Here is a 24,724-nt window from a genome sequence, read left to right on the forward strand (position 1 = left end):
CCGGGCCCGGCGTTCGGGCTTGGGCTCGGCTAAACCGGCGCGTTACGCGTCGAACGCGGCAAGAATGAGCGCGGCACCGTCGTTGACATCACTCTCGGTGACCTCATTGGCCACCGCACGCACGTCATCCGGAGCCTGCCCCATCGCGACGCCGCGGCCGTGACGTGATGCCCATTCGAGCATGTCGATGTCGTTGCGACCATCGCCCATAGCGAGCACTCGCGTGCGCGGGATGCCAAGACGCGAACGCACATTTTCGAGCGCCGTCGACTTGTTGACCCCATCGGGCGCGATGTCGAGCCAGGCCGTCCAGCCGACGTTGTAGCTGACCTTGTGAAGGCCCATCTTCTCGACAACCGAGAGGAAATCGTCAACCTGGTGCTGCGGAGAAATGACAACAACACGCGTGGCCTGCACCTTCACGAGCTCCTCGAAGGCCACATCTTCGCTGATGGCGCCGAGGGCGCCATCAGGGAACTTGCCGTTGACGAAGAACTTGCCCGTCGCATCCTCGACCGCATAGTTCGCCGACCCCAAGTGCTTCTTGATGCTCGTGAGCACCTCTTGGGGGTTGAACATCTCCACAAATTCGCGAGCGTAGCCGCCCTCGCCCAGCGGATCGCGCTTGAGCGTGATCGCCCCGTTGGAGCAGACCACGTACTGCGGCTTCAGGCCCAACTTGTGCAGAATGGGCAGCGTCATGGCGACCGAACGGCCGGTGGCCAACATGACTTCGTGGCCGGCATCCCGAACCTTCGCGACCGCCGCAATCACGGAGTCGTTCATCTCGCCCGACTCGAGCAGCACAGTGCCGTCGATGTCGAGTGCGATCATCCAGCGGTCATCCTGTGCTGCGGTTGTCACGCGATTGGCTCCAAAATCTCAAGGCCGCCCAGGTACGGGCGAAGTGCTTGCGGCACCACGACCGACCCGTCGGACTGTTGGTGGGTTTCAAGAATGGCAACCAGCCAGCGGGTGGTTGCAAGAGTTCCGTTGATGGTCGCTACCGGGGCAGTCTTGCCCGACTCGGTGCGATAGCGGGTGTCGAGACGGCGCGCCTGGTACGTCGTGCAGTTCGAGGTGGAAGTGAGTTCGCGATAGGTGCCCTGAGTGGGAACCCAGGCCTCGATGTCGTACTTGCGAGCAGCACTCGAACCGAGGTCGCCACCGGCAACATCAATCACGCGGTAGCTGAGCTCGCACGCCTGCAGCATCGACTCTTGGAACGACAGCAGCCGTTCGTGCTCGGCCTGAGCATTCTCGGGCAGCACGTAGCTGAACATCTCGAGCTTGTTGAACTGGTGCACGCGCAGAATGCCGCGGTTGTCTTTGCCCGCAGAACCGGCCTCGCGGCGGTAACAGGTTGACCAACCGGCGTAGCGCAGCGGGCCCCTCGACAGATCGAGGATCTCATCAGAGTGGTACCCGGCGAGCGCCACTTCACTCGTACCCGTGAGGTACAAGTCGTCGGCGGGCAGGTAGTAAATCTCGTCGGAGTGCTCACCCAAGAACCCGGTGCCGGCCATCATTTCTGGGCGCACCAGCGTTGGCGTGATGAGCGGGATGAAGTCGCCAGCGATAGCGCGATCGAGGGCCATGTTCATGAGGCCGATTTCGAGTCGCGCTCCAACACCCTTGAGGAAGTAGAACCGGCTGCCCGAAACCTTCACGCCACGGGGGATGTCGATGGCTCCCAGGATTTCGCCGAGATCGGCGTGGTCGCGGGGCTCAAAGTCGAAGGTTGCGGGAGTGCCCACTTCGCGCACGAGCTCCCAGTCATCCTCGCCACCGACAGGTACACCTTCGACAGCGATGTTGCCGAGAGAACCGACGATGCGAGTGAACTCAGCCTCCGCCTCAGTCGAAACCACCTGAGCAGCCTTTACCCGAGCGGCCAGCTTCTGCGCCTCAGCGACGAGTGCCTTCTTCTCCTCGGATGGCGCCTGAGCGACCTTCTTGCCGAAGCTATTTTGCTCGGCCCGCAATGCCTCGAATTCGCCAATGCTGGCGCGACGCTTCTGGTCGGCGGCAATAGCGTCGTCGACCAACTGGACCGAAGCTCCGCGCGCGATTTGCGACTGCCGCACGGCTTCAGGGTTTTCTCTAAGAATTTGGGGGTCAATCACCCCTACAGCCTACCGATTCATGGCGTAGCGTTTATCTGTGCCCACCCCTCGAAACTCAAAACCTAAAGTTGCGGTTGTTTACAACCCCATCAAGGTCGATCTTGCGAAGCTCAAGAAGATGGTCACTGCTGCCGCAAAGGCAGCCGACTGGGCAGCGCCGATCTGGTTCTCTACGACCGTGAAGGATGCCGGCCAAAACGTCACTGGCAGCGCCATCCGACGGGGAGCCACTGTCGTCATCGCGGCAGGCGGCGATGGCACCGTGCGCGCTGTGGCCGAGGCCCTGGGCGGCAGCGGAGTCGCGATGGCTGTCGTCTCGGCAGGCACCGGCAACCTCCTCGCCCGCAACCTTGAGCTTCCGACGAACAGCATCCGCGACAGCATCGAACTGGCCTTCCACGGCGCCGACCACGCCATCGACCTCGGCATGGTCGAGATCGTGCGCGACAATAACGACCACGAAAAGCACGCTTTCTTGGTAATGGCCGGCCTCGGGCTCGACGCCAGGATGATCAAGAACACGAGCACGAAGCTGAAGAAAGCTGTCGGCTGGTTGGCGTATGTCGACGGCATTGCACGATCCATCCCCGAACTGAGGCCCGTAAAACTGCGGTACAGCGTGGATGGCGGCCCCAACCGCTCGCTCAGCGCCCACACCGTGATTATCGGCAACTGCGGATCGCTGCCCGGCGGGCTGCTTCTGCTGCCGGAAGCCCAACCCGACGACGGCATCCTCGACATGGCAGCCCTCGTGCCCCGCGGCCGCTTTGGTTGGCTCAACATTTGGAACAAGATCGCGTGGGAGAACGGTGTGCTGCGCAAGAGCGTCATCGGCCGCCGCATCATCGACCTCTCGAAAGACGTGCGCGACGTTCGCTACGCCAAGGGCAGTGACCTCAACATGATTGTCGACACCCCCGAAGAGTTCCAGCTCGACGGAGACGACTTCGGGCTCGCCAAGTCAGTGCACGCGTGGGTTGAACCCGGCGCCCTCATCATGCGGGTGCCGAAGGTGCACACCCGTGCCGAAGTGAGGGCGCACTCCAAAGCTCAATCGCAGGCGCGAACACACGCCCGCGCGACTGCCCGGACAACCGCACGCACGACCGCTCAAGCCAAAGCGCTCAGCAAGAAGGCTACGGCTCGCGAGTAGCCGAAGGCTCACGGGCGGTGATGGCCCGCAACCAATCACGCGCCTCCACAAAGACGTCGTTGCCATAGCGCGGCGTCACCGTGGTGGCGAGCTTGTCGGCCCGCGGGTAGCTGCCCAAGAAAATCACGTTCGGGCTGAAGCGCTTGAGACCGAGTAGGGCATCTGCCACTCGTTCATCGAGGATGTGCCCCTCAAGGTCGATGACAAAACGGTAGCGACCGAGCTCGTCACCAATCGGTCGCGACTCAATCAAACTCATGTTGACGCCGCGCGTCGCAAACTGCTCAAGCATTTCGAGCAAGCGACCAGGAGCGTTGTCGGGGAGTTCGACGATCACACTCGTCTTGTCAGCACCGGTCGGCTCAGGCAGTTCGGTGTTCGACGAGACCAGCACAAAGCGCGTCACAGAATTCTGATTGTTGGCAATGTTCTCGGCGAGAACCTCGAGCGGGTAGTGCTCGGTGATGCCGGGCGGGGCGACTGCGGCATCCGCAATGCTGTTTTCCAGCAACGATGCCGCGGCAGCAACATTGGAGCTCGCGGGAATGTAGCCGTGTTGCGGCAACTCTGCGTCGAGCCAGCGCCGAGTTTGCCCATAGGCGACCGGATGCGCGTTGACGGTGGTCACGTCGGCGAGCGTCGTGCCTGGTCTGGCCACGAGCACGAAATTCACGGGAACCAAGTATTCGCCCAAGATCCGCAGATTGGGGGTGGTGGTCAACGCATCCTGAGTCACACTGACGCCACCATCGATGGAGTTTTCGATCGCGATCATCGCGGCAGTGCTGCGGCCATTAGTGACATCGTCGAGAGCTTCGCCAACATTGTTGACGCTCTTCCAGTGGGCACCCACCGCTTCGGGAACCTGCTTAAGGGCGGCCTCCGTAAAGGTTCCGGCAGGCCCGAGGTAGCTGTAGCTCACAGTGTCGGGGTGCGGCGTCGAAGTCATGACACGAGTTTAGGGTGCCAGCGGCTAGCCATAGTTCGGCGCGGCAGGCAGCCCAAAGAACTCTTCGAGCGTTTGGATGCCCGTGCTGTGAAGTTCAGCGGCAAGTTCCTTGCCCACGTAGCGCATGTGCCATGGCTCGTACTCGTAACCGGTGATGTCGGTTTTTCCCTCGGGATAGCGGACAGTGAAGCCGTACTTCCACCCATTTGCCGCCAGCCATTGCCCCTGCGGAGTGTCACCAAAGCACTGATCGAGGGTGCAATTCGCAGGCAACGCGCTCACGTCAATCGAGAGACCGGTTTGGTGTTCGCTGTGTCCTGGTCGCGCGCTCGTGAGGTCAGCTGCCTCCTGACCGAGGCTCGATACCCATCCCGCGTACACGCTCTCTTGCGACCAGTAGCTGCGGTACGAGCTCTGCGACTGCATCTGGAGCCCGGTTTCGGCGTTGAACGCGGTGAACATCTCGACCACTGCGGCTGCGGCATCCGGCGTCAGATACGGCTCGTATGCATACGCGACATCGACGAACACGAGGTTTGGTTCGTAGGTTTGCGGGTTGAGCGGACCCAACTTGTTCGCGACGACCCAGAGGCTGGTCGCGTCGTCGTTGGAGAACTGAGCTTTGTCGAACGTGGGCGTGGGGGTAGGTGTCGGCGTCGGGGTGGGCGTGGGAGTCGGTGTCGGCGTGCGGGTTGCGGTCGCAACTGGCTCGGGACTGGGCTCAAGCGCGACAAACGAAGCCACTGCGGCGATAACGATCAGCACAAAGCCTGAGACGGCAATGATGATCAATCGCCGGCGTGACCCGCCGGATTTGGGGGGAGGAGAATCAGACACCCATCGATACTATTCCCATGCTTTGACGCGCCGCAGAACACATCCCCAGCAGAGACACCGCGACTAGGCTTTGAGAATGGCCAGCGAAGTTATCCACGACCCTGCAATGCACCGGTACGAGTTGCTTGTCGATGGCGTGCAGGCCGGGCTCGCCGACTACCAACTGCGCGACGATCAGATCGTTTTTGTGCACACCGAAATTGATCCCAAATTTCGGGGCCGAGGTCGCGGCAGCGAACTAGCCCGCGGTGCCCTCAATCTGGTGCGTGCCGAAAGCGAAACCCGCGTCGTCGCGAAGTGCGAATTCATCGATAAGTTCATCACCGATCACCCCGAGTACCGCGACCTTCTCAGCCGTTAGTCACTCTTCGCGGCCGGTCTTCCTGTCGCTGCCGTCAGCGACGGGGGACGACTACCGGATGCCCACCGACGTCGTGCAAGTCGACGGCGAGACCGTACACGCGCTCTACCCGCTCGGCGGTGAGCACTTCGCTGGGAGTGCCAATCGCGTCGAGAGTGCCGTGAGCAATAAGGGCGAGTCGATCGGAGTAGGCGCCCGCGAGGCTGAGGTCGTGCAGCACGACCACGACGGCACGGCCATCGGCAGCTATCGAGCGAGCGACTCGCATGACATCTTCTTGGTGGCGCAGGTCGAGGGCCGCGGTCGGCTCATCCAAGAACACGACAGGGGTGTGCTGAGCGAGAACCCGCGCGAGCGAGACGCGCGCCTTTTCGCCGCCGGAGAGCGTGGTGAACCGACGCTCCCCCAGATGGGCAACATCCGTCACGGCTAGCGCGTTATTGACGACGGCAACGTCGTCGCGGCTCTCGAGCGATCGCGACCAAGGACTGCGCCCCATGGCGACTACTTCAGACACTCGGAACGGAAAACTCACCGTGTTCTCTTGAGTGAGCACGGCACGCAGTCGGGCGAGCTCCGCATGTCGGATGCCGCCAAGGTCGCGCCCATCAATGGTCACGGTTCCGCTGTCTGGCTTGCGGTCGCCGCTCAAGACTGAGAGCAGCGTCGACTTTCCGGCACCGTTAGGCCCGACGAGTGCGAGGACTTCGCCGGGGGCCACGTCGAGACTGACGTCGTCGAGGATGGCGCGAGAGTCGAGCCGAACGCTGACGTTGCGTGCACTAATCATGCCCAGCCTCCGCTCTGGCGGCGTTGGCGGAACAGGAGGTAGAAGAAGAAGGGGCCGCCGACGAGCGAGGTGAGGAGACCGATCGGCAGGTCACCGCCGGGCACGACGGAGCGGGCGAGCAGGTCGGAGAGCACGAGTAGCACTGCGCCGCCGACAGCGCTCGCGACGATGAGTGGGCGGTGCGCTGGCCCTATTGCCATGCGCATCGCGTGCGGCACAACAAGACCGACGAAGGCAATGATTCCCACGAACGCCACGGCCACACCGGTGAGTAGAGCGACGATCACGATCGACACGATGCGCAGGCGTTCGACGTTCACACCAAGGTGACGAGCGTTGCGCTCCCCCAGCGCGAGCAGGTCGAACGGGCGCGCGAGCACCACGGCGGCAACAAGGCCGATCGCAGTGACGAGAGCGACGATGAGCACTTCGCTCCAGCGCGAACCATTGAGCGAGCCCAGTTGCCAAAACACGATCTGTTCGCGACTGCCCGAGTCGGCGACGAACAGCAAGAACGCGAGGCCTGCGCCAGCGAAGGCGTTCACGGCGATACCGGTCAAGAGCAACGTCACAACTTCGGTGCGACCGTTGGCCCGCGACACGAAGTAGACGAGCAGGGTCGCGAGCAGCCCGCCGACAAAAGCGAAGAGCGCAATCGCACTGTCACCGAGCGCGGCAACGCCCACTACGATCGCAATCGCGGCGCCCAGAGCGGCACCGGATGAGACTCCCACGACGCCAGGCTCCGCCAGCGGGTTGCCAAAGATGGCTTGCATCACGGCACCGGCAACGGCGAGTGCTGCGCCCACGACCATGGCCATCGCAATCCGCGGAAAACGCACCACCCAGAGCGTGGATTCCACAATCGAATCGGTCGGTGCCCAGGCGTTCTGGAAGCCGAGCGAGCGCAGCAGGGACCCGCCAACTTCGGCGGCGCTCACGGGCAGTTGCCCGAGCACGGCCGACGCCACGATGCCGCCCAGCAGCAGCGCGGCAAGGGTGAGCGTGAGGGTCAGGCCGCGGAGAGTGGTGTTCACGGAACGCGCTGCAACCATTCTTCGGTGCCGAACTTTTCAGTCACGAGTTCTTCAGCACGAGCGATCTCGTCACTGGTCAATTCACTCTCAGTGAGACCGTGCAGCCCTCGGAAGGTGGCAACCATGGCGTCGATGATGTCGGCACGTTCCATGCCGGTCTGGCTGCGCAGCGGGTCGACGCGCTTGGCTGCCGACTTGGTGCCCTTGTCGCTCATTTTCTCGCGACCGATGCGCAGCACCTGCACCATCTTTTCGCCATCAATGTCGTAGCTCATGGTCACGTGGTGCAGCACAGCACCCGCCCCGAGACGCTTCTGGGCTGCTCCCCCGATCTTGCCTGTCGGGCTCGCGATGTCGTTAAGGGGTTGGTAGCTGGCGTCAATGCCGAGTGATTTGAGGGCGATGATGACCCACTCGTCGAGAAATGCGTACGAGTCGGCAAAGGTCATGCCCTGCACGAGTTCGACCGGCGCGTAGATCGAGTAGGTGATGACGGTGCCGGCTTCCATAAACATGGCGCCACCACCCGAGATGCGACGAACAACCTCGAAGCCAAATTTCTTCGCGTTCTCAAGGTCAACTTCGTTGCGCAGCGACTGAAAACTGCCGATGACAACGGCGGGCTTGTTCCACTCCCAGATGCGCAGAGTGGGTTGGCGGCGACCGGAGGCTACCTCTTCGGAGAGCACCTGATCCATCGCCATTTGCATGCGCGGCTCAAGAGGCGGCCCAGTGACGATCTGCCAGTCGTAGTCTTTCCAGGTCGTGGCACGTTGCAGTGCACGACGGATGGCCGTGGCGACCGACTCGGCAGAGAAGCCGAGCATGACGGTGCCCTCGGGCAGCGACTGCTGAATCGCGGCCGTGATGGTCTTCGCGTCAGAGTTGGCGGGGAGCCCGTTGATGGCGGCGTTGATGTCTTCGAGAGCGTCATCCGGCTCGAGGAAGAAGTCGCCGGCGAGCCGGAAGTTGGTGATGGCGTCGTCGACAACGTCGAGATCGACCACTACGAGTTTTCCGCCGGGCACCTTGAATTCGCCGTGCATCACTCACCCCTGTCTAGTTGTACTGAATCCAGCCTACTGGGCAGTGTCAGCGTGCGGAATTGACCAGTCGAGCGGCGGCACGAACTCACCATGACCGTGCTCGATCATGCGGGCTCGCAATCGCTGAAAAGCCTCGTCGAGAGCGGCGGCACCCGGGTCACGGTTGATGCCCGTGTGGCTGTATTCATACACATTCCACGACGGCCAGACGTGCAAGTGCGCGTGCGGCACCCGGTAACCCTCGAACATGAGACCGACCCGGTCGGCATCCCACTCGTCACGCTGGGCGAGACCAATAAGCCGCCCGACACGGAAAATATGCATCGCGAGATCTTCGTCGAGCTCGCTCCACCGATCGACCTCGAGGCGCGGGATCACGAGCACATGACCTGGCTTGCGGGGCTCGATCGTGAGAATGGCAAAGACACGGTCATCCGCCCAGATAAAGCGCCCGGGCGAGCGGCCGTTCAGAATCTCAGTGAAAATTGATGCCATTTATTTGGGTTCGGTCGCCTCGGGGTGGGCTGGCGCCGGAGGCGTCGCGTCAGGATGCACGGGCTTGAGCCGAGCATCGAGCCACACCACGAGGTCGGTGATGACATCGTCTTTGTTGGTCTCGTTGAAGATTTCGTGGCGGGCACCCGGATACACGATGGCCTCAACGTCGGTGAGCTTGGAGCGCACCACGTAGTCTGCGGCGAGCGCCTCAATGCTTGCTTCGCCACCGAGCGAATCTTCGTCGCCGATCATGATGAGAATCGGGATGTCGCGAGCGAAGTGCTTTGCTGGGCGCCCCATCAGTCGCAAACCATCAACGGGGCCGAAGAGTTTGAGGGCATCCGCATAGAAGGTCAGCGGGTCGTGAACGAAGTCTTCGGCGATCTGCGGATCCCGGCTGAGCCATTCGTAGCCGGTGGTGCCGAGGTCTTTGTGCTTGGCGTTGAGGTTGCCGCTGTTCATGTGGGCGAAGGTGCGGTGGGCGGTGCCGGTAAGGACCGCTACTTCATATTCCGTGGAATGGTGGTTGAGCACGTCTTGCACCATGAGCGAGCCCCACGAGTGGCCGAGGAGCGCCAACGGAAGGTCGGGGTTGTCGGCCCGAATAATCTTCGTGAGGTCGCGGATGTTTTCGGTCGCCGCCCGCAGGCCACCCTTGCCGAGTTTGCCCAGTTTGCTGGCGTCGCCCGCGTTTTGGTCGAGACCGGTTGCACCGTGCCCACGGTGGTCGTCGGCATACACCGTGTAGCCGGCAGCGACGAGCGCTTGGGCGAGGTATTCGTAGCGGCGGGCGTGGTCGCCGAGGCCGTGCGTGAGCTGAAGCACCGCATGGGCTTTGGGCGACTGCCACACGTAATAGTGAATCGTCACTCCATGGGCATCCGTGTAGGAGTGATCAGTTCGTGGCACTGTGAACTTGGGCATTGGGCCTCCTTGCTGCACCCATTCTACGGCGGTGAAGTTCGAAGCAATATGGGTAAAGTCGGCCAGATTCCCATTTAGTTAGCAAGACTAATTTGCTAAACTAACGAAAGTGCCAGACAAACTAGACGACGAGCTTCGAATCACCCTCATGCGTATCGCTCGTCGCATCCGCCAGCAGCGTCACGACGACACCCTCAGCGACAGCCAACTCTCCGTTCTCTACGTGCTGACTCACCACGGCGGCAGCACCCTCGCCGCCCTCGCCGAACATGAACACGTCACCCCGCCCTCGATGAACCGCACCGTCAACTGCCTCAGCGACGAAGGCCTGATCACCCGCTCCAGCTCGCCAGACGACGGCCGCAAAGTGCTCATTGAAGCCACGGATGCCGGAGTCGAGTTGGTCGACAAGACCCGCCAACGCCGCGCAGCCTGGTTCGCCGCAGAGCTCGAGGGGCTCAGCCGCGAGGAGCATGCCGCCCTGCACGCCGCCATTCCCGTTCTACTGAAGTTGGCCAATTCGTGAGCGCAATGTTCCGCTCGCTTCGCCTCTTCAACTATCGCCTCTGGATCATCGGTGCTGTCGTCTCCAACACCGGCGCCTGGATGCAACGCACCGCCCAAGACTGGATCGTTCTCACCGACCTGACCGATTACGACGCCGCCGCTCTCGGCTTCACCATGGCGCTGCAGTTCGGCCCCATGCTGCTGCTGATGCCACTCACGGGAATCATCGCCGACCGCTTCGACCGCCGCACGGTGCTGCTGTGGACCCAGTTCAGCCAGTTTGCTCTCGCTCTCGGGCTCGGCATCCTCGTGATCTCGGGTCACGTGCAGTTGTGGCAGGTCTACGTCTTCGCACTCCTGCTCGGAGTCGCGACCGCGATCGACGCTCCGGCCCGCCAAGCGTTCGTCTCAGAACTCGTGAGCGCCAAAGACCTACCCAACGCGGTGGCGCTCAACTCAATGTCGTTCCAGACCGCTCGCCTCATCGGGCCCGCCGTCGCGGGCGTGCTCGTCGCCGCGATCGGTGCCGGGCCGGTCTTCATCGTGAACGCGGCATCCTTCGCCGGCGTGCTGGCGTCGCTCTGGTTCATGCGGCGCGGGCAGCTGTTCCCCGTGGCGAAGCTTGGCCGAGCGAAGGGCCAGATTCGGGATGGGCTGCGCTACGTTCGCGGTCGGCCCGACATCCTGATCGTGCTCGTCATGGTCTTTCTCGTCGGAACCTTCGGCTTCAACTTCCCGGTCTTCATCGCGACCATGGCCACGGGAGTCTTCGGCAAGGGAGCGGCCGAATTCGGCCTGCTCTCATCGATGATGGCGGTCGGTGCCGTGGTTGGCTCCCTGCTCGCCGCTCGTCGTGAACATGCCCGCTTCGGGGTCGTCATCGTGGGTTCTGCCTTCTTCGGCCTCGCCTGTCTCCTCGCCGCCTTCGCCCCCAGCTACTGGACGTTCGGCGCCGCCCTCACCATCATTGGCGTTTTCTCGCTCACCATGATGACGACCGCCAACGCCTACGTGCAGACCTCGACAACGCCCATCATGCGCGGTCGCGTCATGGCGCTCTACCTCGCAATCTTCGCGGGCGGCACACCGATCGGCGCCCCCATCGTCGGCTGGGCAGCCAACGAACTCGGACCCCGCTGGGCACTCGGTATCGGCGCCCTTTCGGGCCTGCTTGCCGCTGCTGCCGCCATCATCTGGCTCGTCTACAGTCGCGGGATGCGCGTGGGCCGCGTGCCCGAAAGCCGCTTCCGTCTGCGCTTGCGCTTCCCACCCGAGCCCACGCCCGATGAAGAGCGTGAGCTCGCGACGCAAGAGATCGCGATCGTGGAAACCACGACCCGACGCACCAGTTAGGCCTCGCGGGTAATCTCCACACTCACGAACAGCTTTGAGCCGAAGGGGCCCGCATAGACACCACGGAGCGGCGGCACGTCGTTGTAGTCGCGGCCGCGACCCACGAGCACGTGCCGGTCACCGATGTCGATGAGGTTGGTGGGGTCGTAGCCACGCCACTGCCCGTTGCAGAACCATTCGATCCACGCGTGGGATTCCCCGACGACCGTTTCACCAATCGCGGCATCCGGTTTCGGGTGCAGGTAACCAGACACATAGCGGGCAGGAACGCCAACGGAACGCAGCGCGCCCAAAGCGAGATGCGCAATGTCTTGGCAGACACCCTTGCCTCCGGTCCAGGCCTCTGTCGCCGTCGTCGCTACCCCAGTGACACCGCTCATGTACTGAATCGCGTTACCGATGGCCATCGAAATTTCGAGGGCACCAGCACAGGCATCATCTGACTTAGCCGCGATGTCTTTCGCGAGCGCAATAACTTCTGCCGGAGGTTCGGTGCGCAACGTCTGGCTCAAGTTCTCGACAGCTTCCATCGAGAGCTCAGCCGTGGCTGCCATCTCCGCCCAGCCAATGGACTCGGATTCGTGGGTGCGCTCGTGAACCTCGACCAGACTCGTCGCAGTGAGCGACAACTCCTTGTGACCCGTCAGCACCTCGAACGAGGCAACGCGGGTTCCCCAATAGTCGACGTAGTTGCTCTGGCTCGAGAGCGGCAAGATATCCAAGTTGGAGAACAACACGAGTTGACCCTCAACACTGGCAGGAAGCATCCGCGCCTCGTTATAAGAGGCCGTGACTTCTCCGCCGTAGCTAAACCCTGTGGAGTGAACGATCCTGAGACGCTTCATGAGATCTCTCCAACCCACTCGGGAGCAGCATTCGTGGGGAAGTAGCGCTGACGCACTGCCTCCGAAGCCGCACTCGTTGCTGCCTGCACACGATCCATGTGGTGCGGCAGGTCATCCAAAATTTCGGCAATCGGTCGATATTCGAGCTCACTGCGGATCTTGCCCAACAGTCGCTGAGCATCGTCGCCGACACCCACCCGGTTCATGCGGCGCGGCTCAAGCTCACGCATGCAATCCTCTGCCCGCGACACCGAGAACAGGATGCTGCGCGGGAATAACCGGTCAAGCAGCAAGAATTCGGCCGCATTGCTGGCACTCGGCACACCGCGGTAGGTGCGCAAGTAGGGCTCATAGGCACCACAGGAACGAAGGATGGTCGTCCACGACGGACCACTGGCCTCCGTGAGACTGCGGGTGGCCAGCAGTCGCGCCGTCATGTCTGCGCGTTCGAGGCTGCGACCGAGCGTGAAGAACTGCCACGCTTCGTCCCGGCTCGTCGCGGACTCGATGATTCCCACGGCAAGAGCGGAGCGTTCGCGAACCCAGGCGAAAAAGTCACTGACTTTGTCTCCGGAAATGCGACGCGGCATCCGAGCCTGGGTCGTGTTGAGGCACTCCCACAGTTCGGTCGACACGATCTCGCGAGCACGACGAGCGTTCTCGCGGGCGGCGCCGAGCGAATACGCAATCGAGGCGGGCTCGGTGCGGTCAACGGCGAGGATCGACAGCACATCGCCGCGGGTGAGAACAGCGTCGGCCGGAGCCTCGCTGCCCATCACGCTCAAGAGCGCGCGGCAGGCATCGTCTTCTTCAATCCACGGGTCTTCGAGCAACAGCTGAAGGTGAACGTCGAGGATGCGGGCGGTTCCGTCAGCACGCTCAATGTAGCGCCCGATCCAGAACAGTGATTCTGCAATGCGGCTCAGCATGATTGACCTTCCTCGGTGTCGTCACTCTGCTGTTGCTGCTCTTCTTGGCGTTGACGCTGAGTGAGCGATCGCGTGCTGTCCTGATCTTCAACATGGTCAGCGTGCCCAGATGCTTCGAGAAGCATCTCGGGAGTGATGATCGTGATTGCCTCGGTGTCTGCCTGGCGCTCCACGAGACCCTGGAGCGTGCTCTCGGACTCCTGGACTTTCTCACGACCCACAACCCAGGTGTCTTTCGAGCCACCACCCTGCGAGCTGTTGACCACCAGTTGGCCTTCCGGCAAGGCGACACGAGTGAGGCCACCCGGCAACACCCAGACATCGTTTCCGTCGTTGACCGCGAAGGGGCGAAGGTCGGCGTGACGCGGGCGCATACCGTCGTCCACGACCGTCGGAATCGTCGACAGTTGCACGACAGGCTGCGCAATCCAGCCCCGGGGATCCTTGAGGAGCTGTTTCTTGAGCGTCTCTAGTTCAGCCTTGGATGCCGCTGGGCCAATCACGAGACCCTTTCCGCCGGAGCCGTCAACGGGCTTGATCACGAGCTCATCAAGACGGTCGAGCACTTCTTCGAGTGCTCCCGGATCTTCGAGCCGCCACGTATCAACGTTCGGGATGATCGACTTCTCGCCGAGGTAGTACTCGGTGAGATCGGGCAGGTAGGTATACACGAGCTTGTCGTCGGCCACACCGTTTCCGACCGCGTTGGCGATCGTGACGTTTCCGAGGCGAGCAGCGAGCATCATGCCCGGGCTGCCCAACATCGAGTCCGCGCGGAACTGCAGCGGGTCGAGGAACTCGTCGTCAACCCGGCGATAGATCACGTCGACGCGGGTGGGACCGGCGGTGGTGCGCATCCAGACCCGACCACCAGAACAGAAGAGGTCACGACCCTCCACGAGCTCGACGCCCATGAGGCGGGCGAGCAGCGTGTGCTCGAAGTACGCGGAGTTGTAGACACCCGGAGTGAGCACAACGACGTTGGGTTCATCCACGCCGCCGGGCGCACTGGCGCGCAGAGCCTGCAGCAGCTTGTGCGGGTAGTCGCCGACGGGGCGAACCCGCATTGAGACGAACAGTTCAGGCAGCGTCTGCGCCATCACTCGACGGTTCGAGATCACGTAGCTCACACCGCTGGGCACGCGCACGTTGTCTTCAAGAACGCGCCACGCACCGACCTCGTCGCGGATGAGGTCGATACCGCTGACCTGAATGCGCACGCCATTAGCCGGCTCAATACCGGCCGCCTGCCGATGGAAATGGCTGGATGAGGTGATCATCCGAGCGGGAATCACACCATCTTTGATGGCATTCTGGGGCCCGTAGATGTCGGCCAGGAATGCTTCGAGCGCTCGAACGCGCTGCTTAACCCCCGACTCAACCTGTTTCCACTCGGAGAGATCAATAACTCTGGGAACAGCATCCAGAGGAAAGGGTCTCTCTTCGCCAGCAAAGTCGAAGGTAACGCCCTGGGCGAGGTAGCTGTCGGCGAGTGCTTCAGTACGTCCGCGCAACTCTTCTTGCGTCATTTGCGCCAGCGCGTCATGAATCTCGCGGTAGGGGCGACGTATCTCGCTATCGGCAGAGAACATCTCATCCCACGCGGCTGGTCCGGTGCGTTTGGAGGCGCTTGATGTGTATCCGTCAAACAAATCTGCCATGTACAGACCCTAGGCCGATTGTGTAATTTCCGCTCGCTAGTGCGTTGATTCAGCCGAAATGTCTTGCACAATTTACAGTTAAGTAATGGCTGCCAACCTCCCCACAATTCTTGTTCTCCCCGGCGGAGGGTATTCGCGACTCGCACCCCACGAAGGCGAGCCCGTTGCTGCCTGGTTGCGATCGATTGGCTGGAATGCCCGCGTCGTTGAGTACCCCGTCAGCACGAAGCATCCAGCCCCTTTGCTGGCAATTCAGTCTGAAATTGCGAAAGAACGTGCGCTAGGGGCCCCGTTGGTGGGTGTTCTCGGGTTCTCAGCCGGTGGCCATTTGGCCGGCCACGCCGCCGTCGCGCCCGTCGCTAAGCCAGAAGAGCGCCCCGATTTTGCAGTGCTCGGCTACCCCGTTGTCAGCATGGTGACCCCGACGCACGCCGGGTCACGCAAAGAGCTCATTGGGCTGGATGCCAACGATTATCTTCGGGAAGACACCTCCCTTGAGTCGCTGGTGACGCCCGCCACTCCCCCGATGTTTATCTGGCACACCGCCGCTGACGAGCCCGTTCCGGTCGCAGAGCACTCCTACCCACTCGCTGCGGCATTGGCAGCGGCCGGAGTGCGCCACGAACTGCACGTCTTCGCCGACGGCAAGCACGGCTTGGGCCTAGCCGAAGGCACACCAGCCGAAGCGTGGCAGGCGCTCTGCGAGATCTGGTTGAGCTCGCTGCGCTAACAGCCGCTCGCGCGCACCGACTTCTTGGTCATCCCGTTAGCGGCGGAGGCTGAAGGCTTCCGCTTTGTTTGTGGGGCCGGAAACAAGAATGGTGTCGTCGGCGGCGATCAGAGTGTCTTGGTCGGTGTAAGTCCACGCTCCGCCCTGCGGGCGCACCGCGGTAATCGTCACGCCCGCAGTGGCACGCACGCGGGATTCGCCCAGAGTCTTGCCCACAATGCTGGCTGGCGGCGCCATCTTCACGAGCGAAAACCCGTCGCCGATCTCGAGGTAGTCCTGCATCGAACCCCGCACGAGATGAGCGACCCGGCGACCCATCTCCTTTTCGGGATAGATCACGTGACTCACGCCGAGCTGCTCCAGGATCGTGCCGTGCGCGTCGCTCACCGCCTTCGCCCACACGTGGGCAACGTTGAACCGCAACAGCAGTGAGGTCGTGAGGATGCTCGCCTGAATGTCACTACCGATCGCGACAACCACGCGGTCGAACTCGGGCACGGCCAGCTGCTGCAGCACCTCTTCGCGCGTGGAGTCAGCCGCAACAACATGGGTGAGCTGGCCGTTGAGTTCTTGCACGATCGACTCATCAAGATCGACTCCGAGCACTTCGGTGCCGTTGGCCATGAGCTCCAGTGCGAGAGCGCGACCGAAACGGCCAAGCCCGATCACCGCCACCGAATCTGCCGCAGCCACGGTAGAGGCATCCGAACCAGAAAACATGCGCAACTTAGCCAATGATCGGCCTTTCTTTGGGAAGTTCATACAGGACAGCGCGCTCACGCAGAGCGAGCGCGGTAGCAAAACCAATCGGGCCAAGACGGCCCACAAACATGAGCACCGCAAGAATCAGTTGCGCCGCCACTGGCAGCTCCGGCGTAATGCCCTCCGACAGGCCCACCGTTCCGAAGGCCGACACCGTCTCGAACAGCACGGGGCCCAGCGGCAGCCCCGAGAGCAGCATGATGGCGATGGTGGATGTCGCGACGACGCCCACCGAGAGCAAGACCACCGCGATCGCTTGGCGGTGCACCGCGCGCGACAGTCTCTTGCCGAACACGTTCACGACGCCGTCTCCGCGCACCTCCGCGAGGAGGATGAAGAACAGCACCGCAAACGTCGTGACCTTGATGCCGCCGGCAGTGCCGGCGGGGCCGCCTCCGATGAACATGAGCGCGGTCATCCCGAACTGGGTCGCTTCGCTCATGGCGCCGATATCGATGCTGTTGAAGCCGGCGGTGCGGGTTTGCACGGATTGGAAGAAGCCGGCCAGAAGCTTGGTGTGCCAGTCGAGCGGGCCGAGGGTGGCGGGATTGTTCCACTCGATGAGCGTGATGTAGGCGGCACCCGCGACGAGCAGCAGCGGTGTCGCGGCGACGACGATGCGCGTGTTCATGCTCCACTTGAGGCGGTTGCCGCCAAAGCGCAGCAGTTGAATGATCACCGGGAAGCCGAGGCCGCCCAGGATGATTTCGGCACACAGTGTGAGTGAGACCACCGGGTCGTCAACGAACGACATCATGTTGTCGCTGAAGAGCGCGAAGCCGGCGTTGTTGAACGACGAGACTGCGTGGAAGACCGCAAGCCACGCCGCCTCTCCCACGCTGTAGCCGTAGCGAAGCAAGAACCAGAAGAACAGGATGAGCGCACCGGCGCCCTCAATGATCAACGAAATCTTGAGCACACCGAGAACCAGCGACCGCACGTCACCGAAACCAACATTCTTGGTTTCGGCGGCGGCCGTAATCCGAGAGCGCAGCGAGAGGCGGCGAACCACCGCGATGCCGATAATGGAGGCGAAGGTCATGACACCGAAGCCGCCCACCTGGATGAGCACCATGATGACGACTTGGCCGAAGCCCGTCCAGTAAGTAGAGGTATCGACGATCACGTGGCCGGTCACACACATCGCTGAGACCGCAGTGAAGAACGCCTCAACGAGAGTGGCGCCGCCGGGACCGGTACGCGAAATAGGTAGCGCCAGCAGGGCGGTGCCCGCTGCGATACCGATCAGAAACCCGAGAAGGGTGAGCTGCGCTGGGTGTACCAGTTTTCGCTTATTACCCGTCCCGCGAAGGATGTTGTGCACCGGCATACAGTACGCCTGTTTGGGGCCAAACGTAACGACTTCTCATTCGCTATTCTTAACATCAACCACCGCAACGACCGGAGACCTCGCCGTGCCCGACACCCCGGACGACCGGACTCGGGGCGAGCGCACCCCCACCGATCGAACGCAGGCCGAAGCCGACGAACTTCACGCACCCCTCCGACGGCCGTGGTATTTCCCGCGCTGGCGCCGACGCCTTCGGGCGCGGCTGCCCATGAACAGCGACATTGAGATAACCCGCACCGTTGTGGGGATGCCGGAGATGATCCGCATCCGGCCCCGCCATCTTGCGCTCGCTGCCCTCGGAGGCGGTCTCGGTGCTGCAGTGCGGTTCATCATTGCGCAGACCACCCCGATTTGGGAGACCCTGTCGCTCGGCACCGTCGTCGTCAACATCGCCGGCCCGTTCCTGCTCGGGCTGCTGCTGCAGACCCTGGCCGAACGTCAGGAATCGAGACGGATGCGCGTCATCCGCCTGCTCACCGCCGTCGGCTTCTTGGGAGCCCTCACGAGCTATGCGCAGCTCGCGGTTGACATCGTGATCGTCTCGGAACACCACCACGTGCTGCTCGCGGTTGCCTATGGCAGCGCAACCCTCATCGCCGGAGCGGGAGCGGTCTGGCTTGGCGTCTTCACGTCGAAGAGCTGGTACCGCATTGTGCGCCAACACGAACGGTTGGTTCGATGATCATCGGGGCGCTCTTCATCACCGTCGCGGGCGGGATGGGTGCCGCTCTTCGACTGGCGGTGAACGCGTTCGTGCACCGCCGCATCCGCACCAACTATCCGGTGGCGATGTCGATCATTAACATCAGCGGATCGTTCCTGTTCGGCCTGATCACCGGGATGACAGCCGGGCACTTTGTGCCCGAAGAACTCGGTCTCTATGCCGGGGTCGGGATGGTCGGAGGCTTCACCGCGTTCAGCACGACGAGCTTTCAGACCCTGCGCCTGCTGCAAGAAAACCGGGTGTGGCTCGCGATCGCGAACTCCTTCGGCATGCTTGCCGTTGCCGTACTGATGGCGGCACTCGGGCTCATGCTGGGTCGGGCACTCTGACCCGACCGTCCGCTCGGTCCCCACGGCGCGCTTAGGCGCTGATCGGCTCCAACACGAAGACCGGAATCTCGCGCTCGGTCTTGGCCTGGTAATCCGCATAGTCGGGGTACGCCGCGACCGAACGCTCCCACCAGAGAGCCTTCTCGTCACCGGTCACTTCGCGGGCCATAAAGTCGCCCTTGACACCCACATCGTGCAGCTCAACGTGCGGCTGAGCGACAATGTTGTGGTACCAGACCGGATGCTTCGGCGCCCCACCCAGCGAGGCAACAACGGCATAGTGGCCATCGTGTTCCACTCGCATGAGCGCGGTCTTGCGCAGCTTGCCGGATTTGGCGCCCACCGTGGTCAACACAATGATTGGCATCCCGCGCATGAGGTTGCCCTCATGGCCGTTACTGTTCTCAAAAACGTCGGCCTGATTGCGGGCCCACTCTGACGTGCTGGGTTCGTACTCTCCTGTAAGCGGCATGGCTCCACGTTACCCGCCGAGCCTGAGCCTGTTACTCAGAGATAGGTAGTTTCTACTCACGCGCCCGAGCATGGCCGAGGAGTTTACTTGGCGCATGATCACTTCACAGCGCGCGCTGAAAAGCGCCATCGCCATCTCCCTTGCGGCAGGGCTCTCCGTCTCCCTCTCCGGTTGCTTCGGCAACCCGCTCGAGGACTTCACAGACAACCTCATCGAGAACACCGTTGAGAACGCGATTGAGGGCGCAACCGGTGTCGACGTGGATGTCGATGGCGACGGCACGGGAGGCTCGTTGCCGAAGTCGTGGCCTGCAGAAGTGCCAGCGCCAGACGGCGACATCCTCTTCTCGCTCGGCATCGATGATGGCTACAGCGCCACCATCAACGTGGGGGATGAAGCGGGCGCTCAAGCCGGCTACGACACGCTCATTTCCAGCGGCTTTGAAATGGTGTCCGAGATCTCTCTCGGCGACGAGGGATTCCTCTACGGTCTGCAAAACGACAACTGGATCATTCAATATTCCTGGGGAACCACCGAAGAAGACGGCACGATCGTGAACATGATCGTGTCTGCAAACGAGGGGTAACGACCCACCGCGTTCTCGCCACAGCTACAGCTCGGCAAGAACCTCTTCAAGCTCAACCCGACCCTTGACACCCAGCTTGCGATAAATGCGAGCCAGATGGTTGTCAACGGTTCTCACAGACAACCCGAGCTGCTGGCCAATCTCGCGACTGCGTTTGCGGCCAGCAGCAGCCCGGGCAATTGTCCACTCCCGTTCAGTGAGCTCGGCAGCGTGAGACTCCCCCGGCACCTGATCCATATCGGCAGCGAGGCGGCGGGCGAGCAACGTTGCCTTGCGCTCCAACTCGCGCCGGTCAGCCTTAGCCGCGCAGCGCGCACCGTTGAGAAGACCATCGACCGCGAGCGCAGCCACTCCCGACGAGGCAAGGGCAGGGGCGAGTTCACAGAGGCGAGCGACATCCGCTTCGGCTGCCACCTCTGCCCAGTCGCGGATGCTGGCCACCAGCGGCGACGGCGAGAGGTGCGTCAGAAGTTCCAGTTGTTCGCGCGCAACAGCGGGATGCCCCACCCGAATCGCCACAGTAAGAGTGAGGGCACTCAGCAAGAAGTGACCAAGGATGATGCCCTCGGCGGCAGCAGCGACGATCACGCCGGCCGCTTCGTCGGTGCGCCCCTCGGCCGCGAGCAGCCAAGCCTCGCACTCGGCCCGCTGCAAAATGACTTTGGCGTCGCCGGCATTCTCTGGAGTGATTTCGGAGAGCAGCTCTCTGGCTGATTCGGGCTCACCCAACTGCGCGTCGACGGTGGCGTGCAAGGCAATAGCGGTGCCCAGCAATCCCGTGAAGTCGCGCCATCTCAATTGCTCAACGGCGAGAGTCGCGAGTGATTGGGCGTCGCTCAACCGCCCCTCGTGAAGGCGCACAGTGGCGAGCGCATAGGACCACACGCCTGCGGAGTCTGCGAAACGGTCGAGGCGTCGCTGGGCGGCAAAATCGCGGGCACGAACCATCTCCGCGGCGGCAACGAGTGCCAAAAACTCGGAGAGGTCGAGAAGCGAGCTCGCAAAGGGTGCTTCGAAACGGAAGGCATCAGCAAGGGGGCGGGTGTGAGCAATTGCCGCAAAAGCATCCTCAGGGTTGCCCGCCATCGTTGCCATCATCGCCGCTGTGAGGCCCGCGTTGACGGCGCCGAGTCCGCCATCTGACGACACCGGGTCAGCGGCGTGGGCGAGGGCGTGAGCGTCTCCGGTCATGAGCTGCCACTTGGCGAGTTCTGGCCGCAGCACGGCCTGGCCGCGAGCATCCATTCTCGATAGTTCGCACGTGACCCGATCGACCGCATCGGAGGGGCGGGACAGCCGGTAAACCATGTGCTGCCCCCAGCGGGCGAGCGCCATGGCACGCTGTTCGTCGTCATTCGCAAGACGGATCGCAGACTCAAACACCGCAGAAGAACGATCAGACTCCGCTAGCGCAGAAAGCGCACTGGCCAACACGAGCTCGGGCGCAAAGCGCCGCTCAGTGAGCTGGGCGCGTTCCGCGAGTGAGGCCGCAACAGCATGGTCGCCCGCCGCATGCGCGTAACTCGCTGCCCAATCGAGGTCGTCGTCGCTGATCGCGGCGTCGGTCGAGGTAAGCAGAACAGTCGCGGTGAATCGCAGTTGCTGATCGCCCATCGGCAGCAGTCGGCCCGCGATCGCTTTCACTAGTTCCGCACGTTCGGCCTGCAGGAGATCGATCGTGAGTGCCTCCGCGAAGAGAGGGTGGGCAAGCCTCACCAGCGGGGTGAGCTCATCGCCGGTGTCTTCCACGATGCCCTCGCTCGTGAGGAAGGCGAGCGCATCGCCTTCGGCCTCACGGATCACGGCTCGCGGAATCGGCTGCGCAATAGCGATGAGCTGAGCGAGACGACGCTCGGCCGCAGTGAGCTGCTGAACTCGATCGGCAATCGTTGCGCGCACGTGCTTCGGTAGGGTCGCGACCGACACCTCGACACCAAAATCACCGCTGCGGATGCCGCCAGCTCGCCCAGCCGCGAAGATCAGTTCGCGCAGCATCAGCGGGTTGCCGCGGCTCGCCTCGAACAGGGCACGAAGGCTCTCGGGGCGCAGTGTTCCGCCCAAATACTGTTGGAGGATCGACTGGCTGTGTTCGAGACTCAACCCGTCGAGCTCGACAATGTCGATGAGGTTTTCGTGCAGCAGCCGAGCAAGGGGGCCGACGACTTCGTGGGAGTCGCGGGCGGTCAGCAGCGTTGTGACGCCGAAGACGCGCACCAGTTGGTAGAGCACGCTCGCCGAAACAGCATCCAAGAGCGGAGCGTCATCGATGACGAGCACGAACTTCTGCGGGTTCTCCCCCACCACCCCAACGAGAGCTTGAACACGGTCACTCACGCTCTCGATGTCGTGCCTGCCCGAGCTCGCCAACACCGGGGCGAGGGCACCGAGGGGAACATCCACGAGTTCAGCCAAGCCAATGACGGGGATCACGGTGCGTCCATCGGCGCGCAAAGCCTGCGAGATGTGGGCGCCCAATGTTGTCTTGCCGACGCCACTCGGGCCGCGCAACATCACCGAACGTGGTCGAGGGCCGCGAAGGGCCGCAAGCACAGCATCCCGCTCACTTTCACGGGGCAGAACCGGCCACCGTGCCATGACCTGCCTCCCCGCCTCGACCAATGATGTGGCCGCCAGCATAGTGGCCGGGCGTTACAACCTGAATAACCATCCATAAGGCATGCTGGAATGATCGCCGCCCGATGCCCCACTCAGGAGACCAGCGCCATGATCACCATCGCCCTACCGGACCAGCACATTCACGACCGACTGGCTCCGCAATTGCCCGACGTGAACGTCATTCTCTGGGGTCCAGCCGACGGTGCTCCCCCGGTGCACGTCGACCTCGCGCTCCTCGGCTACCTCGGCGCGAGTGGCGGTCTCGCATCCTTTGCCGGAATGGATGTCGCAGCACTCCAGTCGCAATCCCTCGGTTATGACGGCGTCGAGAGCCGTCTGCCGGCTGGCATCACCTACTGCAACGCCATCGGTGTGCACGAAGCCTCCACCGCGGAGCTCGCGGTCGGCATGATCATCTCTGAGCAGCGCGGCTTTCCTCAGCACTTCGCTCACCAACAGACCGGCATCTGGGACCAGCACGAACAGCCCGGTGTCGCTGGCACAACCGTCGTCATCGTCGGCGCCGGTGGCGTCGGCAACCAGATCGCCGACAAGCTTGCCCCCTTCGACGCCAACGTTGTGCGCGTAGCCCGCACCAACCGCAGCGATGCCCGCGGCGCCGTGCAATCAATGGATGCCCTGCCCGCGTTACTCGCCAAAGCCGACATCGTGGCAATCGCCGTGCCCCTCAGCGACGACACCACGGGGCTCGTCGACGCCTCCTTCCTGGAGGCGATGAAACCCGGCGCGCTGCTCGTGAATGTGTCTCGCGGCAAAATCGTCGACACCGACGCACTCGTGGCTGCGGCATCCGCTGGCCATGTTCGAGCAGCACTCGACGTCACCGAGCCGGAACCGCTGCCCAGCGATCACCCGCTCTGGTCGACGCCCGGCGTCACCATCACCCCGCACATCGGCGGCGCAACCTCAGCCATGCACGCCCGAGTGGATGCCGTCATGCGCGAGCAAGCACGTCGGCTCGTGGCTGGCGAACCGCTTGCCCACGTGGTGATTGACGGGCGCTAGGGCTTTAGCTACGAAAATGGCCCACCGGTTTCTCAACCGATGGGCCATTCGTGCGTTGCGGGAGACTTAGAAGTCGAAGTCCGCGATGTTGTCCTTGTTGAAGGTGTACGGGTCGCCCAACAGCACAACGCCGTCGGCGCCGACCGTGTAGCTTCCGAGCTTTCCAGCGTCGAACTCGTCGCCTTCTGCACCAGTGATGTCGCCCTCGATCAGTGCCTTGGCACCGTAAGCAGCAAGGTAACCGAGGTCACCCGGGTTCCACAGAGCGAATGCTGTGACGGTTCCGTCATTGACGAAGTCACGCATCTGGTTCGGGGTTCCGAGGCCAGTCAGCTGAACCTTGCCCTTGAAGGACGAGTCCTGGAGGTAACGAGCCGCAGCCGAGATACCAACAGTGGTGGGCGAAACGATGCCCTTGAGCTCCGGGTAGGTCTGCAGCAGTGCTGCAGTCTTGTCGAAGGACGTCTGGTCGTCGTCGTCACCGTAAACGACCTCGACGAGTTCGATGTCGGGGTGGTTGGCGGCGAGCTCAGTCTTCATGAGTTCGATCCACGCGTTCTGGTTCGTTGCGTTGGCGGTAGCCGAAAGGATAGCGATCTGTCCTGCGTCACCGATCTGCTCTGCGATCAGGTCAACCTGAACCTTAGCGATTCCTTCGGAGTCAGCCTGGTTGATGAAGAGGTCGCGGCAGTCGGCGCTGGTGTCAGCATCGAACGTGACAACCTTGACGCCAGCATCCCGTGCCTCGCCGATGGCGTCGCAGAGAGCCGAGGGGTCGTTAGCCGAGAGAGCAATCGCTCCAACACCCTGCTGGGTAAGCGTGTTGATGTAGCTGACCTGTCCGTCGGGGCTTCCCGTTGCGGGGCCAACTTCAGCGAAGGTTCCACCGAACTCGGCGATGGCTTCTTCTCCACCGGCATCCGAAGTATCGAAGTAAGCGTTTCCGAGGTTCTTGGGCAGGAAGGTGATGGCCAAGTTGCCATCGCCGTCGCCACTGCTGTCGCCACCGGTTGCAGCACAACCTGTGGCCACAAGCGCGAAGCTCACTGCGAGTGCAGCGAATGCTCCGGCGCGCTTTGAAGAGTTAAACATCGTCGTTCTCCTTTGGGGAT

Annotated in this window: 26 protein-coding genes; 9 read left to right on the forward strand and 17 right to left on the reverse strand. The window is 62.6% G+C overall.

The window, feature by feature from the left end; all coding sequences use genetic code 11:
- Positions 1 to 42 precede the first annotated feature (42 nt).
- Both I6E51_RS00220 and serS read right to left on the reverse strand, forming a co-directional pair.
- The gene (locus I6E51_RS00220) at positions 43 to 864 is read right to left on the reverse strand and encodes an HAD-IIB family hydrolase (RefSeq protein WP_307783729.1); all 822 of its coding nucleotides are present in this window, start codon (positions 862 to 864) and stop codon (positions 43 to 45) included.
- Positions 861 to 2,126, reverse strand: coding sequence for a serine--tRNA ligase (serS, locus tag I6E51_RS00225; protein WP_197109063.1), 1,266 nt, complete (start codon positions 2,124 to 2,126; stop codon positions 861 to 863). The genes I6E51_RS00220 and serS overlap by 4 nt, the downstream gene beginning before the upstream one ends.
- 37 nt (positions 2,127 to 2,163) lie before the next feature.
- Between serS and I6E51_RS00230 the strand changes: the two genes are divergently transcribed.
- Positions 2,164 to 3,279, forward strand: a complete 1,116-nt coding sequence (locus tag I6E51_RS00230) for a diacylglycerol kinase family protein (protein ID WP_197107054.1) — start codon at positions 2,164 to 2,166, stop codon at positions 3,277 to 3,279.
- Here the strand turns inward: I6E51_RS00230 and pheA are convergent.
- Both pheA and I6E51_RS14120 read right to left on the reverse strand, forming a co-directional pair.
- The gene (gene pheA, locus I6E51_RS00235) at positions 3,263 to 4,228 is read right to left on the reverse strand and encodes a prephenate dehydratase (RefSeq protein WP_197109064.1); all 966 of its coding nucleotides are present in this window, start codon (positions 4,226 to 4,228) and stop codon (positions 3,263 to 3,265) included. The genes I6E51_RS00230 and pheA overlap by 17 nt on opposite strands.
- Before the next feature lie 24 nt (positions 4,229 to 4,252).
- Positions 4,253 to 5,065: a M15 family metallopeptidase gene (locus tag I6E51_RS14120; RefSeq protein WP_197109065.1), complete on the reverse strand. Its 813-nt coding sequence runs from the start codon at positions 5,063 to 5,065 to the stop codon at positions 4,253 to 4,255.
- Between the two features lie 76 nt (positions 5,066 to 5,141).
- Here I6E51_RS14120 and I6E51_RS00245 point away from each other — a divergent pair, with 76 nt between their 5' ends.
- Positions 5,142 to 5,426 (forward strand): GNAT family N-acetyltransferase, encoded by a 285-nt coding sequence (locus I6E51_RS00245; RefSeq protein WP_197107051.1) that lies wholly within the window; start codon positions 5,142 to 5,144, stop codon positions 5,424 to 5,426.
- Positions 5,427 to 5,460: 34 nt separating this feature from the next.
- Here I6E51_RS00245 and I6E51_RS00250 read toward each other — a convergent pair whose 3' ends face one another.
- From I6E51_RS00250 to I6E51_RS00270, 5 genes are read right to left on the reverse strand one after another with little or no spacing between them, the layout of a single operon-like run.
- A complete protein-coding gene (locus I6E51_RS00250; protein ID WP_197107050.1) occupies positions 5,461 to 6,216 on the reverse strand; it encodes a heme ABC transporter ATP-binding protein in 756 nt (251 codons plus the stop codon).
- A complete protein-coding gene (locus tag I6E51_RS00255; protein ID WP_197109066.1) occupies positions 6,213 to 7,271 on the reverse strand; it encodes an iron ABC transporter permease in 1,059 nt (352 codons plus the stop codon). The genes I6E51_RS00250 and I6E51_RS00255 overlap by 4 nt, the downstream gene beginning before the upstream one ends.
- Positions 7,250 to 8,299, reverse strand: a complete 1,050-nt coding sequence (locus I6E51_RS00260; protein ID WP_197107236.1) for a biotin/lipoate A/B protein ligase family protein — start codon at positions 8,297 to 8,299, stop codon at positions 7,250 to 7,252. Before I6E51_RS00260 ends, I6E51_RS00255 begins: the two co-directional genes overlap by 22 nt.
- Before the next feature lie 33 nt (positions 8,300 to 8,332).
- Positions 8,333 to 8,794, reverse strand: a complete 462-nt coding sequence (locus I6E51_RS00265; RefSeq protein WP_197107048.1) for an HIT family protein — start codon at positions 8,792 to 8,794, stop codon at positions 8,333 to 8,335.
- Positions 8,795 to 9,721 carry an alpha/beta hydrolase gene (locus I6E51_RS00270; RefSeq protein WP_197107047.1) on the reverse strand — a complete coding sequence of 309 codons (927 nt, stop codon included), beginning with the start codon at positions 9,719 to 9,721 and terminating at the stop codon, positions 8,795 to 8,797.
- A 109-nt stretch (positions 9,722 to 9,830) separates the two neighbouring features.
- Here I6E51_RS00270 and I6E51_RS00275 point away from each other — a divergent pair, with 109 nt between their 5' ends.
- Positions 9,831 to 10,247 (forward strand): MarR family winged helix-turn-helix transcriptional regulator, encoded by a 417-nt coding sequence (locus tag I6E51_RS00275; RefSeq protein ID WP_197109067.1) that lies wholly within the window; start codon positions 9,831 to 9,833, stop codon positions 10,245 to 10,247.
- Between the two features lie 5 nt (positions 10,248 to 10,252).
- Entirely contained in the window at positions 10,253 to 11,581 is a 1,329-nt protein-coding gene (locus tag I6E51_RS00280; protein WP_231599726.1) for an MFS transporter, read from the forward strand.
- Here I6E51_RS00280 and I6E51_RS00285 read toward each other — a convergent pair.
- The 3 genes from I6E51_RS00285 to I6E51_RS00295 are packed head-to-tail and all read right to left on the reverse strand — an operon-like array spanning position 11,578 to position 15,016.
- Entirely contained in the window at positions 11,578 to 12,426 is an 849-nt protein-coding gene (locus I6E51_RS00285) for a transglutaminase family protein (protein WP_197109069.1), read from the reverse strand. The genes I6E51_RS00280 and I6E51_RS00285 overlap by 4 nt on opposite strands.
- Positions 12,423 to 13,355 carry an alpha-E domain-containing protein gene (locus I6E51_RS00290; RefSeq protein WP_197107043.1) on the reverse strand — a complete coding sequence of 311 codons (933 nt, stop codon included), beginning with the start codon at positions 13,353 to 13,355 and terminating at the stop codon, positions 12,423 to 12,425. The genes I6E51_RS00285 and I6E51_RS00290 overlap by 4 nt, the downstream gene beginning before the upstream one ends.
- Positions 13,349 to 15,016 (reverse strand): circularly permuted type 2 ATP-grasp protein, encoded by a 1,668-nt coding sequence (locus I6E51_RS00295; RefSeq protein ID WP_197107042.1) that lies wholly within the window; start codon positions 15,014 to 15,016, stop codon positions 13,349 to 13,351. Before I6E51_RS00295 ends, I6E51_RS00290 begins: the two co-directional genes overlap by 7 nt.
- 85 nt (positions 15,017 to 15,101) lie before the next feature.
- Between I6E51_RS00295 and I6E51_RS00300 the strand changes: the two genes are divergently transcribed.
- A complete protein-coding gene (locus tag I6E51_RS00300) occupies positions 15,102 to 15,746 on the forward strand; it encodes an alpha/beta hydrolase (RefSeq protein ID WP_197109070.1) in 645 nt (214 codons plus the stop codon).
- A 36-nt stretch (positions 15,747 to 15,782) separates the two neighbouring features.
- Here the strand turns inward: I6E51_RS00300 and I6E51_RS00305 are convergent, their stop codons facing one another.
- Positions 15,783 to 16,481, reverse strand: coding sequence for a TrkA family potassium uptake protein (locus tag I6E51_RS00305; RefSeq protein WP_231599606.1), 699 nt, complete (start codon positions 16,479 to 16,481; stop codon positions 15,783 to 15,785).
- Positions 16,474 to 17,832: a TrkH family potassium uptake protein gene (locus tag I6E51_RS00310; RefSeq protein WP_197107040.1), complete on the reverse strand. Its 1,359-nt coding sequence runs from the start codon at positions 17,830 to 17,832 to the stop codon at positions 16,474 to 16,476. The genes I6E51_RS00305 and I6E51_RS00310 overlap by 8 nt, the downstream gene beginning before the upstream one ends.
- A gap of 91 nt (positions 17,833 to 17,923) precedes the next feature.
- Here I6E51_RS00310 and I6E51_RS00315 point away from each other — a divergent pair, with 91 nt between their 5' ends.
- Together I6E51_RS00315 and I6E51_RS00320 are read left to right on the forward strand one after the other, a co-directional pair.
- Complete coding sequence (locus I6E51_RS00315) at positions 17,924 to 18,541, forward strand: CrcB family protein (protein WP_197107039.1); 618 nt, start codon at positions 17,924 to 17,926, stop codon at positions 18,539 to 18,541.
- Complete coding sequence (locus tag I6E51_RS00320; protein WP_197109071.1) at positions 18,538 to 18,912, forward strand: CrcB family protein; 375 nt, start codon at positions 18,538 to 18,540, stop codon at positions 18,910 to 18,912. The genes I6E51_RS00315 and I6E51_RS00320 overlap by 4 nt, the downstream gene beginning before the upstream one ends.
- Positions 18,913 to 18,943: 31 nt before the next feature.
- Here the strand turns inward: I6E51_RS00320 and I6E51_RS00325 are convergent, their stop codons facing one another.
- Positions 18,944 to 19,384 (reverse strand): nitroreductase family deazaflavin-dependent oxidoreductase, encoded by a 441-nt coding sequence (locus I6E51_RS00325; RefSeq protein ID WP_197107037.1) that lies wholly within the window; start codon positions 19,382 to 19,384, stop codon positions 18,944 to 18,946.
- A 94-nt stretch (positions 19,385 to 19,478) separates the two neighbouring features.
- Here I6E51_RS00325 and I6E51_RS00330 point away from each other — a divergent pair, with 94 nt between their 5' ends.
- Positions 19,479 to 19,970, forward strand: coding sequence for a hypothetical protein (locus I6E51_RS00330; protein ID WP_197109072.1), 492 nt, complete (start codon positions 19,479 to 19,481; stop codon positions 19,968 to 19,970).
- A gap of 24 nt (positions 19,971 to 19,994) precedes the next feature.
- On the opposite strand, the gene I6E51_RS00335 is transcribed toward I6E51_RS00330, so the two are convergent.
- The gene (locus I6E51_RS00335; protein ID WP_197109073.1) at positions 19,995 to 22,565 is read right to left on the reverse strand and encodes a LuxR family transcriptional regulator; all 2,571 of its coding nucleotides are present in this window, start codon (positions 22,563 to 22,565) and stop codon (positions 19,995 to 19,997) included.
- A 90-nt stretch (positions 22,566 to 22,655) separates the two neighbouring features.
- Here I6E51_RS00335 and I6E51_RS00340 point away from each other — a divergent pair, with 90 nt between their 5' ends.
- Positions 22,656 to 23,612, forward strand: coding sequence for an NAD(P)-dependent oxidoreductase (locus tag I6E51_RS00340; protein ID WP_231599608.1), 957 nt, complete (start codon positions 22,656 to 22,658; stop codon positions 23,610 to 23,612).
- Positions 23,613 to 23,678: 66 nt separating this feature from the next.
- Here the strand turns inward: I6E51_RS00340 and rhaS are convergent, their stop codons facing one another.
- Positions 23,679 to 24,704, reverse strand: a complete 1,026-nt coding sequence (gene rhaS, locus I6E51_RS00345; protein WP_197107033.1) for a rhamnose ABC transporter substrate-binding protein — start codon at positions 24,702 to 24,704, stop codon at positions 23,679 to 23,681.
- Between the last annotated feature and the right edge of the window lie 20 nt (positions 24,705 to 24,724).

The organism is Salinibacterium sp. NSLL17 (assembly GCF_015864935.1).
Taxonomy (GTDB): domain Bacteria; phylum Actinomycetota; class Actinomycetes; order Actinomycetales; family Microbacteriaceae; genus Rhodoglobus.

Excerpts from the sequence above, each read along its gene's own strand:
- I6E51_RS00295 (WP_197107042.1), bottom strand. The coding sequence starts at position 15,016 with ATGGCAGATTTGTTTGACGGATACACATCAAGCGCCTCCAAACGCACC.
- I6E51_RS00250 (WP_197107050.1), bottom strand. The coding sequence starts at position 6,216 with ATGATTAGTGCACGCAACGTCAGCGTTCGGCTCGACTCTCGCGCCATC.
- I6E51_RS00285 (WP_197109069.1), bottom strand. The coding sequence starts at position 12,426 with ATGAAGCGTCTCAGGATCGTTCACTCCACAGGGTTTAGCTACGGCGGA.
- I6E51_RS00255 (WP_197109066.1), bottom strand. The coding sequence starts at position 7,271 with ATGGTTGCAGCGCGTTCCGTGAACACCACTCTCCGCGGCCTGACCCTC.
- I6E51_RS00245 (WP_197107051.1), top strand. The coding sequence starts at position 5,142 with ATGGCCAGCGAAGTTATCCACGACCCTGCAATGCACCGGTACGAGTTG.
- I6E51_RS00280 (WP_231599726.1), top strand. The coding sequence starts at position 10,253 with ATGTTCCGCTCGCTTCGCCTCTTCAACTATCGCCTCTGGATCATCGGT.
- I6E51_RS00325 (WP_197107037.1), bottom strand. The coding sequence starts at position 19,384 with ATGCCGCTTACAGGAGAGTACGAACCCAGCACGTCAGAGTGGGCCCGC.
- I6E51_RS00270 (WP_197107047.1), bottom strand. The coding sequence starts at position 9,721 with ATGCCCAAGTTCACAGTGCCACGAACTGATCACTCCTACACGGATGCC.
- I6E51_RS00300 (WP_197109070.1), top strand. The coding sequence starts at position 15,102 with ATGGCTGCCAACCTCCCCACAATTCTTGTTCTCCCCGGCGGAGGGTAT.
- pheA (WP_197109064.1), bottom strand. The coding sequence starts at position 4,228 with ATGACTTCGACGCCGCACCCCGACACTGTGAGCTACAGCTACCTCGGG.
- I6E51_RS00265 (WP_197107048.1), bottom strand. The coding sequence starts at position 8,794 with ATGGCATCAATTTTCACTGAGATTCTGAACGGCCGCTCGCCCGGGCGC.
- rhaS (WP_197107033.1), bottom strand. The coding sequence starts at position 24,704 with ATGTTTAACTCTTCAAAGCGCGCCGGAGCATTCGCTGCACTCGCAGTG.
- I6E51_RS00340 (WP_231599608.1), top strand. The coding sequence starts at position 22,656 with ATGATCGCCGCCCGATGCCCCACTCAGGAGACCAGCGCCATGATCACC.
- I6E51_RS00335 (WP_197109073.1), bottom strand. The coding sequence starts at position 22,565 with ATGGCACGGTGGCCGGTTCTGCCCCGTGAAAGTGAGCGGGATGCTGTG.
- I6E51_RS00260 (WP_197107236.1), bottom strand. The coding sequence starts at position 8,299 with ATGCACGGCGAATTCAAGGTGCCCGGCGGAAAACTCGTAGTGGTCGAT.
- I6E51_RS00330 (WP_197109072.1), top strand. The coding sequence starts at position 19,479 with ATGATCACTTCACAGCGCGCGCTGAAAAGCGCCATCGCCATCTCCCTT.
- I6E51_RS00320 (WP_197109071.1), top strand. The coding sequence starts at position 18,538 with ATGATCATCGGGGCGCTCTTCATCACCGTCGCGGGCGGGATGGGTGCC.
- I6E51_RS00290 (WP_197107043.1), bottom strand. The coding sequence starts at position 13,355 with ATGCTGAGCCGCATTGCAGAATCACTGTTCTGGATCGGGCGCTACATT.